Here is a 16,380-nt window from a genome sequence, read left to right on the forward strand (position 1 = left end):
TCAATCACTAACATCCGCCATGCGCAACCTTGGTCGCGCAGGCATCGCATATGTGTCGGATTGGTGGGGAGTGGACCAACCGGATGGAGCGCCGGGACGATGGCGCTCCATCCTTCGCGGCCTTAGCCTACGGCTCTGTCCTTCGGCCGATCTTGGGCATGGAGCGGGTTGGCTTCCGCATATTTGTCTGCGGCGCCGCCCTTTTCGAACAGGCTCTGGGAAGAAAGCGCCATCTGCTCTTCTTCGTTTTTCTGCTCGCCCTGCACCTCATAGAAGCGCTTGCCGAACGCCTTCGTGACCGGGATTTCATGGTCCGCCATCGGCGCTCGGGCCTGCTTGCGGGCAAGCGCAGCCTCGATATAGGGTGCGAGTTCGGCCTGTTTCTTCGCGTCACGCGCATCTGCCTCCGCCGCGAATTCCGGCATGACGTCCTGCGCGAAAAGTTCCATGCTTTCCGTGATATGCTCGTTGGAAAGGCGACCGCTCTGTTGCAGGAAGATCACCTGATCGACGCCGATTTCCTGAAGCTTGCGGACATGATCCCGCAGGTCTTCGGGCGTGCCGATGCCATAGGTGTCGGCATCCTTCGGCAGTTTTTCCAGTTCTTCGTTGAAGCGGCCGGCAATGTCCGACCGGCCCGGCTTATGTTCGCCGAAGATATAATAATGACCGCTCGAAAAGCCGAAGAAGCGGAAATGGTCGAGCCCGCGCCGCACCGCTTCCTCGCGATCCTTGTGGATCGAGAAGGCGGAAACCAGCGCGATGTTCGCGTTGACGGTATGGCCGATCGGCACGCACTCCGTCCTGATCGTCTCATAATAGAGGTCGACCCACTTCTTGGCTTCCTCGTAACTGACGAAAGCGAAGGTCAGGGCGCCCATGCCCATTTTGGCCGCACGCACGATGGAATCCTTGTTCGAACAGGCGAGCCAAAGCGGCGGATGCGGCTTCTGAACGGGCTTCGGCACGACATTGCGTGCCGGCATCGAGAAGAATTCACCCTGATATCCCGGATAGGGGGTCATGGCCATCATGTTGGCCATTTCCGCCGTGCCCTCGCGCCAGGCTTCGCGCTTGTCGTCCGGCTTGATGTTGAACCCTTCCAGCTCGATCGCGGATGCCGATTCCCCGGTTCCCAGTTCCAGGCGGCCGTTGGAGATCAGATCGAGCGTCGCGCTGCGCTCTGCGACGCGGGCGGGATGGTTGTAGGCCGGCAGGGTCAGAACGACCGCATGGCCCAGTCGAATGCGTTTGGTGTTGCGCGCAGCGGCGGCCAGGAAGACTTCGGGCGCCGAAGAATGCGCATATTCCTCCAGGAAATGATGTTCGTTCGCCCAAGCGTAGTCGAAGCCGAGACGGTCTGCCAGTTCAACCTGAGCCAGCGAGTTTTCGAACAGCTTTCGTTCGTCATCCTCGCTCCAGGGGCGAGGAAGTTGCTGCTCATAAATCAATCCGAACCGCATTTGCCTTCTCCATATCATTAATGTTTTCAATTTTTTCCATCACTGTGTCCTCACGCCATTTCACGAAGAAATCGCCGGGAAGATCCAGGGATTGGAAATCGTCAACTACCCCGGTGATCAAGGAACGATCCGGGTCGTATTTGTAGACTTTGCGAACACGATCAAATTCGTATCGCAAGATATCGGGATTATTCGCGAACCAGGATTCGATGAACAATTCAGCGAAGTCCTCGTCAGGCGCCGCCATGGCGATGAGCGCATTATATTCACCCGTCGTCTTTGAAATATAAGCGACAGGGGGTAGGATGCGCAGCCGCCTGGCCAGTGCCTCAAGTCTTGTCGGCCGTATCGCGGCCCGGATGAGATATGTCACCTCGATGCCCAGCATCGCGGCGTTCACCACGGCGCGAAAACGGATCACCCGCGCATCGAGCAACCTTTTCACCCGTTGCCGGACGGCAGCCTCGGACAGGCCGACTTCCCGCGCAATCTCGCTATTGGATGCACGCCCGTTGCGACGCAGACAGGCGACGATGCGTTGGTTCAACCGATCGTCGATCATGACAATAGCCCGTAGGTCGTCGAATATTTATAGATGTCGCCCGCGATCTGGGCAGAAACGAAACAGATATGCGGACTGGACTCCTCCACCCGGCGCACGATTGCGTAGAAATCATCTACGTCGCGCGCAAAAAAGATCAGGGTCAGGACACCGGGCGTCACGGAACCGAACACGATATCAATCTCTGGTAACCGGCATATTGCCTCGGCAGCAGCATCTACTTCTTCGATGTCCGTTTCCACGCGCGCAAACGCCTGAATCTGAAACCCTTCAGCCCGGGCATCACGCTCGACAGTCAGTCGCAGGGTGTTTTCGGCCGTTAGCCTGTTGATTCGCGCTGCCACCGCAGACTCTGACAGTCCGACGCGTCGAGCAATGGCCGCGTTGGGAATGCGCGGCTCAGCCACCAATGTCTGAACGATCGCCTGATCGAGACTATCCAGCTTCACTTGGTCATCCTCTCGCGAACTGCGGCGCGCTTCTGTGGCATCCGCTAACGTTCTGATCATGATCATACGCCCAAAATCAGCGAAGGAACAGAAGATATCGTTGTAAAATACGCATAGAGGATTCGGAATCTGTTGTGAAAAAGCAACCGAATGACGGAAATCCGGGGATTTTTGGCTGTGGCGCATGGAGCAAGCGCTTTTCATCCATCACATATTTGATGCATGGGCGGGCAGGCCCGACGATGCGTCGAAAAGCACATTCCCAAGGCGCAGTCTGATGGTTGGCATGATGACAAAGGCGACAGCGAATGGGGCGGAGAATGAAACATCATTCTCCGCCCCAAATTTCGACAGGCTTGGAAATATTGTGGGTCAGTTCAGTTTATACGTCTTGCCGCACCTTCCCAATAGGGCTCCCTTATTTTCCGGCGCAGGATCTTGCCGGATGGGTTTTTGGGGATTTCATCGACGAAATCGACCGATCGGGGGCATTTGAATTTCGCGATTTTCTCACGCGCATAGGCAATGATGCCTTCGGCTGTCGGACTGCTGCCGGGACGCGCAACGACAACGGCTTTGACTGTCTCTCCCCATTTATCGTCCGGGATGCCGATCACGGCCACTTCGGCCACGTCGGGATGGCCGTAGATGGCGTTTTCAACCTCGGCCGGGTAGATATTTTCTCCTCCGGATACGATCATGTCCTTGATCCGGTCATGCAGGTACAGATAGCCGTCAGTGTCGAGATAGCCGGCGTCGCCAGTCCGCAGCCAGCCATTGCCGACGAACAGGTCGGCAGTGGCGTCCGGACGGTTCCAATAGCCCTGCGTCGCGAAGCTGCCGCGACAGACGATTTCACCAACCTCGTCAAACGGAAGGAATTGGCCGTCTTCGCCTATGATGGCAATTTCCGCGCCGGGCATGGGAATGCCAGCCGACCGCATCTTGCGATTGCCGGACGGATCATGGTCATAGGGCGGCAGATGGGTCACGCCGCCGGCGGTTTCAGTCAGGCCGTAGGACTGGATGAAGCCGCATCCAAAAGCGTCCATGCTTTCGCGCAGCAGGTCGAGCGGAATGGGCGAGGAGGAATAGAGAATGTAACGCAGGCGGGAAAAATTGACCTTCTTTATCCGTGGATCGCGAATGATGATCTGCATGGCCGATGGGACAAGGAAAATCTTGGAAACGACATGCTGTTCCATCTGGCTCAATATGGCGTCGGGCGAAAATTCGCGCGCGATCACATTTTTCGCGCCCGCATAAAGGCCGATGATGCCCCAGCCCGAACCGCCGATATGCCCCACTGGCGTCGCCACCAGGCAGACGTCATCCGCAGTCCAGTCGAACCATGGCCGTCCGGACAGGATCTGCGCGCGCCGGATGCCTAGGACATTTTCATGGGTGATGAGCACGCCCTTGGGAAAGCCGGTCGTTCCGGATGTGTAGAGTTGAAGGAAGACGTCATCCGGCCCGATGACCATGTCGGGATCGGAATCGTCTGCGGCATCGCGCCATGCCGGGAAGGCGGGATGCCCGCCATCGGCCCGTTCCATGGCTATGAGCTGGCGATCCCCCGTCGCCTCCAGCACTGTGGAGAGCGTTTCCGGCCCCGAAAACACCAGCAGCGATCCCGAATCCTCGATGATGAAGCGGATTTCCTCGCTGGCCAGGCGCCAGTTGATGGAAACCAGAACGACGCCGGCCTTGGCCGCCCCGAACATCAATTCGAAATAGAGGTCGCTGTTCTTGCCGACATAGGCGATGCGGTCCCCCTTGCCGAGGCCATGGGCCAGCAGGGCGTTCGCGACGCGGTTGGTGGAAAGGTCGAATTCCCCGTAGCTTTGCGTTCGCCCCTCGAACAGCAGCGCTTCCTTGTCACGCCGCTGTTTCGCATGATGCCGGGCAATGTCGGGCAATGTCCGCATGGCGGCGAGGTCGTGATGCAGATCAGGGGAAAGCGGTGGTTCGGCGGCGCCGCTATAGGCGGCATGATCCGGCAGATCGGCGGGCCTTGGTAGAAAATTCGTCGCCGCTTCAGCTGTGTCGGAATCCATCTTCATATTTCCTTGTCCTGCCATACGCCGCCCTGATCGATCATGCGGCCTGTATGCCGACGCCGGTCCGGCCAAGAATGATGTCGGCGGCCTTTTCCGCGATCATGACGACCGGCGCATTGGTATTGCCCGACACGAGTCGCGGCATGACGGACGCGTCGACGACACGAAGGCCATCGATACCCCGAACGCGCAATTGCGGATCGACCACGGCCAGATCGTCCCTTCCCATCTTGCAGGTTCCCACGGGATGAAAGATGGTCGTTCCGGCCGTTCGCGCATAATCCAGCAGTTGTTCATCGCTGGCTACCGCGGGGCCGGGCACGATTTCATGATCGATATGAGGGGCAAGCGCGGGCTGCTCCACGATCTTCCGGGTCCATTTCAGGCCAGCGACAGTCACGGCGCGATCCGTCTCGCTCGTCAGATAGTGGGGTTGGATGGACGGGTGCTGTGCCGGGTCCGACGATTTGAGGTGGATCGAGCCCCGGCTTTCGGGGCGAAGCTGGCAAACGCCGAATGTCAGGCCGGGCACCTTGTCCAGTGTCATGCGGCCTGTTTTCGCCATCGCTTCATAATCGGTTGAGGCGGGATGGATATGAAATTGCAGGTCCGGGCTGTCGAGGTCGGGGCTGGACTTGCAGAAGGCGGCGACATGGGATGGGACGTGGGACAGCAGGCCCCGCCGGGAAACCAGATACTTGCCCACTTCCCAGAAAAACCGGGCGCCATGCGCGGATCTGTTGAATGAATAAGTACTGTTTTTCAATCGATAGCGGGATGCAACCACGAAATGGTCCTGAAGATTTTCACCCACCCCGGGAAGGTCGGCGACAACCGAAATATCGAGCTCGCGCAACCGTGCCGCGTTTCCTACGCCCGACAGTTCGAGCAGTTGCGGGGAATTGATCGCGCCGCCGCACAGAATGACCTCCCGCCCGGCGTGGACGCGGTGCGTTACGTTCCCCTTGCGATAATCGATGCCTGTGGCGCGCTTGCCCTTGAAAACTATGCGGCTGGCCAGGGCCGACGTCACGACCTTCAGATTGGAGCGGCGCATTGCCGGGTGCAGATAGGCAACGGCGGTAGAGCAGCGGCGCCCCTTGCGCGTGGTCGCCTGATAGGGGCTGACGCCATGCTGGTCCCAGCCGTTGATGTCCGTGGAAATGGGCATGCCGGCCTGCACGCACGCCTCCATCACCGCGTCAGAGGTGGGATTGTCGGCGCGGATGTCGCTGACGGTCAGCGGCCCGCCCACGCCATGCAGATCGGACTCGCCCCGCTCCTGGTCCTGCGACCGGCGGAAATAGGGCAGCACGTCGGACCATCCCCATCCTTCGCATCCCAATTGGCGCCAGACATCGTAATCCTCGGCCTGCCCACGCACATAGAGCAATCCGTTGATGGAGGAGGACCCCCCCAGAACCTTGCCCCTGGGCCAGAAATGCGACCGGCCTTTCGTCTCTGGATCGGGTTCGGTCATGTACATCCAGTTCACGACCGGATCGAGCATCGCCCGCGCAAAGCCTACCGGAATGTGGAGCATCAGTTTGTTGCGGAAGGTTGCGAGGTCCCGAAAAGGCCTGTCGTCGCCGCCTGCTTCGAGCAGAAGCACGGTCGACCGGCCGTCTGCCGACAGACGATCCGCAAGCACACAACCCGCCGAACCGGCGCCGACAATGATGTAATCGAAAGTTTCCATCTTTATATTCCTTCGCCCTGAAAGGATCGACTGCCAAAGGCCAAGTCAACGGAAAGTGTTGGTCGTGACACAGCCAGCAAGGATGTGATGCCTTGCCGTCATTGCGTTCATCCGTTGATGGCCTGAAACCAGCCTGCGGCCGGCGGCGTGTCGAGGCAGGCGACAAGGGCCTTGAGCGCATCGCGGGGCATTTGCGCGGATGCGGCTTCATGGGCGGCTCGATCGGCCCACCGTTCGATGAACAACACGGACCGGGGATCGTCGATATCGCCCATGGCCTCTGCGCCGGCGCATCCCGGCAGGTCGCGCACGACGTCCACCAACCGCTTCAGCACGTCACGTACCTCTGCCTCCCGTCCATCAGCAACGGTCATGCGATAGACCCGCAAGATCATGTCCGCCTCTCCTTTTCAGCTTCTATCGGCGGGTTCCGACCCACTCCGATTGTTATATGTTTTCGATCTTCCGGGACCGGCCGTTTCAGCCCGCCCCGGAATGCGTCAAAGGGCGTTCGCTGTGCCCAGGATCGTCGTGACCTGGCTGGACAGCACGCCGCCATTGCCATGGCACAGGGCGATCTCGCTTCTGTCCTGCTGGCGTTCGCCGGCTTCGCGGCGCAGCTGCATCGTGGCCTCGACCAGCGTAAACAGGCCGTACATTCCCGGATGAACGCAGGAAAGTCCTCCGCCATTGGTGTTGACGGGTAACGACCCTCCCGGTGCGATGGCGCCGCTCGCTACAAATCGGCCGCCTTCGCCCTTGGGGCAGAAGCCCAGATCCTCCAGGAACAAGATCGTGTTGATCGTGAAGGCGTCGTAGAGTTGCACCACATCGACATCGGCTGGCGTCAGCCGGGCCTGTGCAAGGGCGCGGGGGCCCGACTGCGCGGCCCCGGTAACGGTAAGGTCGGGCATCTGCGCTATTTCGCGATGCGTCACCGCCGCCGCCGTTCCCAGCACATGGACGGGAGCCTTGCGGAGATGGGCAGCGCGACCGGCCCGCGTCATGACGATCGCGGCGGCGCCGTCGGTGACCAAGCAACAGTCCGAGACCCGTAACGGGGTGGCGACATATCGACTGGCAAGACAGTCTTCGATCGAGAGCGGGCCCTGGCGAAAGGCATCCGGGTTGAGATTGGCCCATTGGCGCGCAGAGACCGCCACCGACGCCAATTGCTCGGGCGTCGTGCCATAGACATGCATGTGGCGCGCCGCCGCGAGCCCATAGGCCATGACAGGCAGTCGCGGTTTGTAGGGCGCTTCGACAGGCGACGGACCGAATGCACTGACGAGGCCGCTGGACATGGTCCGCTGGTTGCTTCCATAAGCGATCAGGGCGACGTCGCAGGCGCCGGCGTCGAGCGCCAGGGCCGCATGTGCGACATGCGTCAGGAAGGCGGAGCCGCCGGTCCGGTTGTTTTCGGTCATCTTGGTCTGGATGCCCAGATATTCCGCGATCGTCAGGCCGGAATTGAAATCCTGCGGCAGTCCGGTGAACACCGCATCGACATCGCTGAGCTTGAGGCCCGCATCCTCGATGGCGAGCCGGCTGGCCATCGCGGCGAGATCGATGGCTTCATAGCCCGGCATTTCGCCGATGCCATAGGTCGCGGCGCCGACAATGGCGGTTCGGCCTCTTGGGAAAGCGTCGCTCATGCCTGTTTCTCCCGGCGGAACAGCAGGATCGGCTTTCCATCCTCCTCTCCGATAAATGCGGTTACCGGGTCGCCTATGCAGCTTTCATGCGCAGGCGCATCCATGACCCGGCTCAGCAGGCGCGGTCCCTCTTCCAGTTCGATGATGGACAGGGTCTCGTCGGCCTCCGGCGGGCGTTTTGGAATGGTCGTGCTGGAATAGATCGTCCCCTTGCCGGACGCTTCCACCCATTCCAGATCCATGTCGCCGCTGCCCGGCGCGAACAGGCGCGGATAAAAGACATATTGCCCCGATGATCTGGACCTCTGGATCATGAAGTGGCCGGCGGCCAGTTGCTGAAAATAATAGGCGATCGGCGCCTGTTGTTGCGGCTCGCTCATACGCCGATCACCCATCCGCCATTCACGGACAGATGCTGTCCCGTTATATAGGCCGAGGCGTCCGACAGCAGGAAAGCGATGGAGCGCGCCGCCACATCCGGTTCCAGGAAATGGCCCAGCGGGATTTCCTCAAGATAACGCTCCCGGAAGCGTTCCTCCGTGCGCAGAGTCGTCGTCATCTCGGTGGCGACGACTCCGAACAATATGCTGTTCACCCGCACTTGATAGCGGGCGAGTTCGCGCGCGGCGCTCATCGTCAGGCCAAGGACGCCGGACTTGGCGGCGCCGTAATTGACCTGGCCCAACGTCCCCTTCCTGCCCGCGTCGGAGCTGATGTTCACGATGGCGCCCCCGATGCCGTTTTCCTTGAAACGCTGGACCATGTGCGTGGCGGCGGCCTGAAGGCAGACGAAACAGCCGGTCAGGTTGACGTCTATGACGTCGTCCCATTGCTGGCGGTCCATCTTCATCAACATGGCCGGGCGCGTGATGCCGGCATTGTTGACCAGCCCGTCGATCGCCCCGAACCGGTCGACGGTCGCCTGCATGGCCTGCTGGACGAAGGCTTCGTCGGAAACGCTGCCGGTCTGGACCAGGAGCCTGTCGGGATGCTGTTGCGCAAGCTCGTCAATGGGTTCGCGCCGCATGTCGATGACGGCGACGTTCGCGCCAAGGGACAGGGCTTTCCTGGCAACGGCCTGGCCGATTCCCTGTGCGCCGCCAGTGACCACGATGGTCCGGTTTTCCAGCGACATGTCGTTTGTCATGATATCTCTCCGTTGGTCCCGATTTACCTTATCCACACGCCGGAAGCGCGTGACCGATAGCCCAGGCATTTATAGGCGGCGTCGACCAGCGACTGGCCGCGTTCATTCAGCCATATCCCCGGCCCCATTTTGTTCATCGTGTAACCAAAGGACATGCCGGCGCCAGGATCGGCGAAACCGATGCTGCCGCCCGCGCCGACATGCCCGAAGGCGCGATCGCCCAGAACAGCGGACAGGATATGGCCGAGCGGCAGATGATGATTGTCCAGCGACTTCATGAAGCCCAGGGCAAAGCGTGTAGGGATTTGCAGGATGGCGTCGCGCTGGGTGGCCATCGACACCTGTCCCATCCGCGACACGAGATCGGCGGAATAGGGTCCGGCATCCGGCTGTGCCACCAGCGCGTAGAGGCGTGCAAGGCCGCGCGCATTGGTCACGCCGCCGGCTCCCCCCAGTTCGGCCCTGCGGGCGCGGGGCGTATCGGGGATGCAACGCCCCGTCTCCTCGTCGCGCAGCACAGGGCTGTAGCCTCCCGAATTGATCATGGCGCGCGCCGGCAGGCTTTCAGGCTGTTCAAGGCACATCCGCTCGAATTCGACGACGTTCGACATGTCGCGATGTTCAAACGGTTGGATATGCGCCACGCGATCCTCGTCCCCTTCCTTCTGCCCGATGGCGAAATCCAGCGCATAGGGTTCGGCAAGCTCCTCGCGGAAGAAGGCGCCCAGCGATTTGCCGGAAACCCGGCGCACCAGTTCGCCCACGGTCCATCCGAAGGTCAGCAGATGATATCCATTGCGCGTGCCGGGTTCCCAGAAGGGTTCTTCCCGCGCCAGCGCATCGACCATGAAATCCCAATCCTCGAACGCCCATTGGGACACGGGTTCGCGCAGGCCGGGCAGGCCCACGCTGTGGTTGAGCGCCATCAGGACGGTGGCGTCCTGCTTGCCGGCCTGAGCGAATTCGGGCCAGTAATGACTGATCGGCTTGTGCAGATCGAGTTCGCCGCGCTCGACAAGCATATGCGCGGCGAGGGCAGTCGCGCCCTTGGTTGCGGAAAAGACCAGCGAAACGGTATTTTCTTCCCAGGGCTTGGTTTCGCTCGCATTGCCGCCCCAAAGATCGACAACGGCGCGCCCCTGATGATGGATGCACAGACTGGCGCCGATTTCGCCCTTGTCCGTGAAATTTCGCATGAAGGCGTCTCGTATCGCCTCCCATCCGGGCGAGCAGATGCCAGAGACTAGGTGCGGTCGCAGCATGATCTTCCTCTCGTCATATCCTTTAGGGGTTCATAACTGACTCTGCATCGCAACGCGAAGGACGGGACCGGACATCACATATCTGGCGAAGGTCCAGCAGCCAGACGTGCCGTCCCACGGTCCAGCACGATGATATCGCGTTCGACGGATTTGCAGCGGAACCGGACATCTCGCCCCTGCCGCCATATTTCCGTCCTCAGCGTCTCGCCAGGATAGAAGGGCTTGCTGAAGCGCGCGGTGAAAAATTCAATCCGGTTGGCGTCTCCGTCCGCCGTCATGCGGGCCAGCGCCCGCCATGCATAGCCGTAGGTGGCAAGCCCGTGCAGGATCGGCCGGTCGAAACCCACTGTCCGTGCGGCCGCCGGGTCGGCGTGAAGCGGGTTGTAATCACCGTTAAGGCGATAGAGCAGGGCGGCCTGGTTCGGCACCGCCAGTTCCAGCTGGTCGTCCGGCGCGGTGGAGGGCAGGGCGGGGCCAGCCAGCGATGGCACGGTTTCATCGCCGCCAAAGCCGCCGTCTCCAGCAAGAAGCCAGGACATCACGGCTGTCGCGACAGGGTCCGGTTCACCCTGCGCAAATATATTCTTTGTGATATGGAGCATGGCGCCGCGATCCGGCCCCCGATCCTGAAGCCCGGTGAAGCTATATTCCGCCCGAATGTCGATATCCGCCTTTATCGGGCGGAAAACCCGCAGCGACTGTTCGGCATGCAGGATGCGACGCCAGTCGATTTCCAATTCGGGCGTGTTCGTCCATTGTTCGAAGCGCCCGAGCACGAGCGCCACGGCTGGATGGACCTTCAGCCTGCCCTCATAGACATAGTCCAGCTCTTCCGAGCGTTCCGGATCGCTGCCATAACCAAGTCCAAGGGCGTAGAGCATGGCATCACGCGCCGTAAACCGCTCCTGCGCTGATGGAATGCTGAAACGCCGGAAGGCTTCGATGTTCATGTTTCCGCCTGCTTGTACCTATTGTGCTCACGCCCCGCACTATCGGCATCGCACGCGCCGTAAAGCGAGGCTATTTCCTCTTCCGTCAGGTCAAAATACTCATGCAATATTTCGGCGGTGTGCTCCCCCGGTGCGGGCGGAGGCCGGCGATAGGATGCAGGAGATGAAGAAAAGCGCAGCGGGCTGGCGATCGTCCTGACCGGTATTCCGGCGTCGCGGTCCATGGAAACAAGGATTTCCCGGGCAATGACCTGCGGGTCCAGTTCCAGATCTTCCATCTTGTTTATCGGCCCGCATGACACGGTCGCTGCATTGAGAAGATCGGTCCATTCGGCGCGCGTCCGTCCTCGGAGGGCGTGTGTCACAAACTGCTTGAGCGTTTCGCGATTGGCTACCCGCGCCTCGTTCTGTGCGAAACGGGGGTCCTCTATCCATTCCTCATGCCCCAGAGCTTTTGCAAGGCGGACAAATTCGCGGTCGCTGAAAGTGGCGATGATAAGATGGCCATCGTCCACCTCGAATATCCCATAAGGCGCTGCGCTTGGATGATCGTTGGATGTCAGCCCGATCGAATGCTGGCTGTTCAACCAGGCCGATGTGGGGTTCAACATGCTCGCGATGGCGGATTCGAAGAGGGATATGTCGATATGCTGCCCTTCACCCATCCGGTCCCTGTGCCGGATCGCAGCGATGATCGCGGTCGCCGCGTTCATGCCGGAGAGGATGTCGACCAGCGGGATGCCGACACGCATGGGGCCGCCGCCCGGCATGTCCTCCGGATGCCCGGTCACGGTCATTAGTCCGCTCATGCCTTGCGCGAGATAGTCATAGCCCGATCGGGAAGAATAGGGACCATCCTGGCCGAAGCCTGACAGGGAACAATAAATCAACCCGGGATTGAGCTGCTTCAGATTCTCATAGTCCAACCCATATTTGCGCAGGGTTCCCGGCCGGAAATTTTCGACAAACACGTCGCAACGCTTTGCCATTTCCCGCAGGATTTCGCACCATCTGGGATTGGAAAAATCCACGGTCATGGACCGCTTGTTGCGATTGACCGAATGATAGTAAGTCGAATCCTTCAGTTTCGCCTCTGCCCCGCCGGGCATCCATGGCGGGCCGATATGGCGGGAATCGTCGCCGCCATTGGGCCTTTCGATTTTCACTATGTCCGCGCCAAGATCGCCGATGATCTGGGTCGCCAGCGGACCGGCTATCACCCGGGTCAGATCGAGGACGCGAATATCCGCCAGCGGGCCGGCGCGTTCGATGTCGTGGGATGTTGCATTGCCAGCCATGAAAGCCTCACAGACGCTGATATGTCGGAGCAGGGGTATTACGGTGGCCCGTCGCCGCCGCCACGGGAATAGCCGTGGACGACAACGCGCAGGCGAGGCGGGGGAGGGGGATCATCAGAAATCGAGCTTGGCCGTGACGCCGATGGAGCGGGGACGCCCCCGCCAGTTCAGGTCGTTGCCGAAGGACTGTTCGGTATTCTGGCCCTGGCTGTAATAAAGCTTGTTGGCCAGATTCCGGACATAGGCGCCCAACGTGATGTGGCCGGTCGAATAGGTGAGGTTGGCGTCGACCAGCGCATAGGCCTTCTGCCCTTCCACCAGCAGCTTCCCTAAGCTCGTTTCACCATTTTCAGGATCGAAGAATATCTGGCTGCTGTAGGAAATATTCGTGTCGATGGTCAGCTTGCGGTCGCCCTCGTTGATCAGGGCATATTGCACGCCGCCGACGGCCGAGAATTTCGGCGCGGACGGGAAGCGGTTGCCGCCCACATTCCAGCTGTTGACGATCTGATCGGGTCCATTGTCATATCGCGAATTGAGTGCGCTGAGCGAGAACGACGCGTTTAGCCGCGAGGACAGCCGTGCATTGGCCTGGGCCTCCACCCCATAGACGCGCCCGTCGAGTCCGGTCAGGCCTGGATAGCTGATGCCCGGCGATGTCGGCGTGGCGGGAATGTTGAATTGAGTCAGGACCTGCTGGTTCTTGATCTTGGTATAATATCCCGTGATGTTCAGCTGGACGTCGCCGCCCGCCAGCCTCAGCTTCGTGCCGAGCTCGAAGTTGTCGACCTTTTCCGGGCCAACATAGCTCAGCTCGGCGGGGGAAAAGAACTGGACTCCATTGAATGCGCCATTGCGATAGCCATGGCTGTAGCTTGCATAGATCATGCTGCCGTTGAACTTGTAGGTGGCGATGGCGCGTCCGCTCAGCCCGTCGGACTTGCGAGTGACATCGGGATAGTAGCTGTTCGGCACATAGGGGCCGAAGCTCGGGATGGTCATGCCGATCGGGTCGCCATACAGGGCGTCCAGCAGCAGCGTGCGCATCTTCGAGATGCGGGTGCGATCCCATGTCTGGCGGACGCCGCCCGTCAGTTCGAAGCTGTCGGCGACCGCGATGGTGGCATCGGCAAAGGCGCCATAGGTCCTGCGATCCTGTTCGAAGCTGTTTTCCAGGAAGGTGGTGCCCGCAAAGCCGACATTGGACGTGAGATCGAAACTGTCCTTTGCGTAGAAGGCGCCCGCGGTAAGCGTCAGCAGGTCGTTCTTCAACTGGCCGCGAACGTCCTGACTGAACTGGTCCCCGCGAGAGGCGAAGTTCGCGATGCACAGATCGGACGGTGACCCGTCGCAATCGTTGCGCAGAATGGATTTGCTCTTCTGGTAGGACGTGATGGATGTCATCTTGACGTCGCCCAGTGTCTTGTTGATGGTCAGGCCGCTTTGCCAGGAACTGGCCTCCGGATCGCGATTATAGCTGAGTTCTGCTTCTCGATTGCTCAAGCCGCTCCGGGAATAGCCGCCGAAATTCGTGTGACCTGGCAAGATGCCGTCGCTGAACCCGGAGGATATGGTTCCATCGAAGTCGTTGGCGTAGAATTTGAGTTCGATATCCGTTGTGTCGTCGGGACGGAACAGCAGGGTAGCGCGGCCTTGGGTCGAGGTCGAATCGCCATAATAGCGTGGGCCGGAAGTGCCCACGTTCCGGATGAACCCATGCTGACTTTCGCGGAAAACGGCGAGGCGCAGGCCCAGCACATCGTCGATGAAGGTGATGTCGCTGGCCGCTTCCGTCAGGAAACGGTTGAAGCTGCCATAACCCAACCGAACATAGCCGTTCATCTCGCCCTTCGCGAGCTTGGGGTCGTTGGAGATGAAGCTCACCGCGCCGCCTGTTGTGTTACGTCCGTAAAGCGTGCCCTGCGGCCCCTTGAGTACCTCGACGCGGGCAAGGTCGAACATCTGGACGCCCGGCGCGGGCAGATAGGTCTGATAGATTTCGTCCATATAGGTGCCGACCGGCTGTTGGACGTTGAGGTTGTACTGATTGGCCGGCCCGATGCCGCGAATGGTGAATGCTGACGCAAGCGTGGTCCCGTAGGAAGACGCCGCCTTCAGGTCCGGCACGAGCGCGCGGACTTCGTCCAGGGCCGTGATCTGGCGGTTCTGCAATTCCTCGCCGCCGACCGCCGAAATGGCCTGGGGAATGGAATTGATGTTTTCGGCGCGGCGTTGCGCGGTGACGATGATGTCGCCAACGCCGAGGGGCGCTGCCGATCCATCCTGTTCCGCTGCCGTCTGCCCATGGGCCAGGCCCGAAAGCGCGAAGGTCGAGGCCATCGAAATCGTGCCGAGCGCGCGAATGAGTACATGTTTCATCTAACATCCTCCCGAGATATTTATCGCGGCCTTAATCGGCCTGTAGGTCGGTCAGGACAATTCGAAATGCAGATGGTGCGCGATCCATCAAATATATGATGTCACCGAATTGGGCGCTTCACGGATGCCGCGCCATTCATCGACCATTACATCACAAATATATTGTTTGCCCGAATTTCTGGTCAAAGCGGATCGGCTGGCCTAATCGCAAAAGCATCCGGTCCCATGTTTCGGACGGCCGGTTCATTGATGCATGGACAGTCCAGAAAGCGAAAATGATGCTGCCGCGCGATTTCACTGAAGAACAGGGAATGTTCCGCCAGACCTACCGCCGTTTCCTGACGGAAGAGGTGGTCCCTCACATGGAGCAATGGAGGAAGGATGGCATCGTCGACCGCTCCCTCTTTCAGAAGGCGGGCGAGCAGGGCCTGCTCATGATCTGGCCGGACGAGAAATATGGCGGCATCGGTGATCGGGACTTCCGGTTCGAGCAGATCATCATCGAGGAAAACGCCTATGCGCGGACCGCCGATTGGTATTGTACGCTGCATTCGCGGCTGGTCGCGCCCTATTTCACGCGCTTCGGGACCGAGGCGCAGCTTGATCGGTTCCTGCCCGACTTCGTGTCGGGCAGGAAAATTCTTGCGATCGCCATGTCGGAACCTGCCGCCGGCAGCGACCTGGCCGCGATCAAGACGCGCGCGGTGGAGCATGACGATCATTGGGTGCTGAACGGCGCCAAAACCTATATCTCCAACGGGATCAACGCCGATGTCGTGGTCGTCGCCGCCAAGACGGGGGAGCCGGATCAGAAGCATCACATGACGCTGTTCGTTGTCGAGCGCGGCATGGACGGTTTCGAGCGGGGTCGCAAGCTGGCGAAGATGGGCAAGATGGCCCAGGACACGGCGGAACTCTATTTCAACGACGTGCGTGTGCCCAAGGAAAATGTCCTCGGCCGGGTCGGTGAAGGCTTCAAGCACCTTATGGTGGGCCTTGCCGAAGAGCGGCTGATCGGATCGACCGGCTATCTTGCGGCGGCGCAACTGTCGTGGGACCTGACCCGCGATTTTGTGCTGGATCGGCATGTCTTCGGGCGTCCGCTCGCGGACAAGCAGAATACGCAGTTCAAAATGGCGGAGATGCGTACCCGCCTTGATGTCGCTCAATGCTATCTGGACCAGTGTGTGCGGTCCTTCAACGCGGGCCAGTTGACCGCAGAGGACGCGGCGAGAGTTAAGCTGACGACCAGCGAACTCGCTATCGATGCGGCTGATCTGGGCGTGCAGTTGCATGGTGGCGCCGGCTATATGGATGAATATCCGATAAGCCGCCAATATACCGATGCGCGGATCGCGACCATCTATGCCGGCAGTTCCGAGATCATGAAGATGATCATCGCGCGCGAGATGCTGTCCGATCGCTATCAGCCGTTCAACATCCGCAATTTTTGATG

At 60.2% G+C, this 16,380-nt stretch carries 14 protein-coding genes; 1 reads left to right on the forward strand and 13 read right to left on the reverse strand.

Features of this window, described 5'->3' with window-relative positions; translation table 11 throughout:
- Positions 1 to 122: 122 nt before the first annotated feature.
- The 13 genes from HUK73_RS03135 to HUK73_RS03195 all read right to left on the reverse strand — a co-directional run bounded on the left by HUK73_RS03135 (position 123) and on the right by HUK73_RS03195 (position 14,924).
- Positions 123 to 1,463, reverse strand: a complete 1,341-nt coding sequence (locus HUK73_RS03135; protein ID WP_176590601.1) for an LLM class flavin-dependent oxidoreductase — start codon at positions 1,461 to 1,463, stop codon at positions 123 to 125.
- Positions 1,441 to 2,025, reverse strand: coding sequence for an Lrp/AsnC family transcriptional regulator (locus tag HUK73_RS03140; RefSeq protein WP_176590602.1), 585 nt, complete (start codon positions 2,023 to 2,025; stop codon positions 1,441 to 1,443). Before HUK73_RS03140 ends, HUK73_RS03135 begins: the two co-directional genes overlap by 23 nt.
- The gene (locus HUK73_RS03145) at positions 2,022 to 2,660 is read right to left on the reverse strand and encodes an Lrp/AsnC family transcriptional regulator (protein WP_176590603.1); all 639 of its coding nucleotides are present in this window, start codon (positions 2,658 to 2,660) and stop codon (positions 2,022 to 2,024) included. The genes HUK73_RS03140 and HUK73_RS03145 overlap by 4 nt, the downstream gene beginning before the upstream one ends.
- A 191-nt stretch (positions 2,661 to 2,851) precedes the next feature.
- The gene (locus HUK73_RS03150; protein ID WP_255326175.1) at positions 2,852 to 4,531 is read right to left on the reverse strand and encodes a fatty acid--CoA ligase; all 1,680 of its coding nucleotides are present in this window, start codon (positions 4,529 to 4,531) and stop codon (positions 2,852 to 2,854) included.
- A 40-nt stretch (positions 4,532 to 4,571) separates the two neighbouring features.
- A complete protein-coding gene (locus HUK73_RS03155; protein ID WP_176590604.1) occupies positions 4,572 to 6,233 on the reverse strand; it encodes a GMC family oxidoreductase in 1,662 nt (553 codons plus the stop codon).
- Positions 6,234 to 6,340: 107 nt separating this feature from the next.
- A complete protein-coding gene (locus HUK73_RS03160; protein WP_176590605.1) occupies positions 6,341 to 6,628 on the reverse strand; it encodes a putative quinol monooxygenase in 288 nt (95 codons plus the stop codon).
- 105 nt (positions 6,629 to 6,733) lie between these two features.
- Entirely contained in the window at positions 6,734 to 7,888 is a 1,155-nt protein-coding gene (locus tag HUK73_RS03165) for a thiolase (RefSeq protein WP_176590606.1), read from the reverse strand.
- Positions 7,885 to 8,283, reverse strand: coding sequence for a Zn-ribbon domain-containing OB-fold protein (locus HUK73_RS03170; RefSeq protein WP_255326176.1), 399 nt, complete (start codon positions 8,281 to 8,283; stop codon positions 7,885 to 7,887). Before HUK73_RS03170 ends, HUK73_RS03165 begins: the two co-directional genes overlap by 4 nt.
- Positions 8,265 to 9,035, reverse strand: coding sequence for an SDR family NAD(P)-dependent oxidoreductase (locus tag HUK73_RS03175; RefSeq protein ID WP_176590608.1), 771 nt, complete (start codon positions 9,033 to 9,035; stop codon positions 8,265 to 8,267). The genes HUK73_RS03170 and HUK73_RS03175 overlap by 19 nt, the downstream gene beginning before the upstream one ends.
- Before the next feature lie 23 nt (positions 9,036 to 9,058).
- Complete coding sequence (locus HUK73_RS03180; RefSeq protein WP_218036205.1) at positions 9,059 to 10,231, reverse strand: serine hydrolase domain-containing protein; 1,173 nt, start codon at positions 10,229 to 10,231, stop codon at positions 9,059 to 9,061.
- A 140-nt stretch (positions 10,232 to 10,371) separates the two neighbouring features.
- Entirely contained in the window at positions 10,372 to 11,247 is an 876-nt protein-coding gene (locus HUK73_RS03185) for a MaoC/PaaZ C-terminal domain-containing protein (protein ID WP_176590610.1), read from the reverse strand.
- Positions 11,244 to 12,545: a CaiB/BaiF CoA-transferase family protein gene (locus HUK73_RS03190; RefSeq protein ID WP_176590611.1), complete on the reverse strand. Its 1,302-nt coding sequence runs from the start codon at positions 12,543 to 12,545 to the stop codon at positions 11,244 to 11,246. Before HUK73_RS03190 ends, HUK73_RS03185 begins: the two co-directional genes overlap by 4 nt.
- A 114-nt stretch (positions 12,546 to 12,659) precedes the next feature.
- The gene (locus HUK73_RS03195; RefSeq protein WP_176590612.1) at positions 12,660 to 14,924 is read right to left on the reverse strand and encodes a TonB-dependent receptor; all 2,265 of its coding nucleotides are present in this window, start codon (positions 14,922 to 14,924) and stop codon (positions 12,660 to 12,662) included.
- 275 nt (positions 14,925 to 15,199) lie between these two features.
- Here HUK73_RS03195 and HUK73_RS03200 point away from each other — a divergent pair, with 275 nt between their 5' ends.
- The gene (locus tag HUK73_RS03200; protein WP_255325911.1) at positions 15,200 to 16,378 is read left to right on the forward strand and encodes an acyl-CoA dehydrogenase family protein; all 1,179 of its coding nucleotides are present in this window, start codon (positions 15,200 to 15,202) and stop codon (positions 16,376 to 16,378) included.
- The last annotated feature ends 2 nt before the right edge of the window (positions 16,379 to 16,380 follow it).

This window comes from Sphingobium sp. EM0848 (genome assembly GCF_013375555.1).
Lineage (GTDB): Bacteria > Pseudomonadota > Alphaproteobacteria > Sphingomonadales > Sphingomonadaceae > Sphingobium.

Coding starts and splice junctions, on each gene's coding strand:
- HUK73_RS03145 (WP_176590603.1), bottom strand. CDS start 2,660: ATGCGCCACAGCCAAAAATCCCCGGATTTCCGTCATTCGGTTGCTTTT.
- HUK73_RS03195 (WP_176590612.1), bottom strand. CDS start 14,924: ATGAAACATGTACTCATTCGCGCGCTCGGCACGATTTCGATGGCCTCG.
- HUK73_RS03200 (WP_255325911.1), top strand. CDS start 15,200: ATGATGCTGCCGCGCGATTTCACTGAAGAACAGGGAATGTTCCGCCAG.
- HUK73_RS03180 (WP_218036205.1), bottom strand. CDS start 10,231: ATGCGAAATTTCACGGACAAGGGCGAAATCGGCGCCAGTCTGTGCATC.
- HUK73_RS03170 (WP_255326176.1), bottom strand. CDS start 8,283: ATGGGTGATCGGCGTATGAGCGAGCCGCAACAACAGGCGCCGATCGCC.
- HUK73_RS03175 (WP_176590608.1), bottom strand. CDS start 9,035: ATGACAAACGACATGTCGCTGGAAAACCGGACCATCGTGGTCACTGGC.
- HUK73_RS03160 (WP_176590605.1), bottom strand. CDS start 6,628: ATGATCTTGCGGGTCTATCGCATGACCGTTGCTGATGGACGGGAGGCA.
- HUK73_RS03155 (WP_176590604.1), bottom strand. CDS start 6,233: ATGGAAACTTTCGATTACATCATTGTCGGCGCCGGTTCGGCGGGTTGT.
- HUK73_RS03150 (WP_255326175.1), bottom strand. CDS start 4,531: ATGGATTCCGACACAGCTGAAGCGGCGACGAATTTTCTACCAAGGCCC.
- HUK73_RS03165 (WP_176590606.1), bottom strand. CDS start 7,888: ATGAGCGACGCTTTCCCAAGAGGCCGAACCGCCATTGTCGGCGCCGCG.
- HUK73_RS03190 (WP_176590611.1), bottom strand. CDS start 12,545: ATGGCTGGCAATGCAACATCCCACGACATCGAACGCGCCGGCCCGCTG.
- HUK73_RS03135 (WP_176590601.1), bottom strand. CDS start 1,463: ATGCGGTTCGGATTGATTTATGAGCAGCAACTTCCTCGCCCCTGGAGC.
- HUK73_RS03140 (WP_176590602.1), bottom strand. CDS start 2,025: ATGATCGACGATCGGTTGAACCAACGCATCGTCGCCTGTCTGCGTCGC.
- HUK73_RS03185 (WP_176590610.1), bottom strand. CDS start 11,247: ATGAACATCGAAGCCTTCCGGCGTTTCAGCATTCCATCAGCGCAGGAG.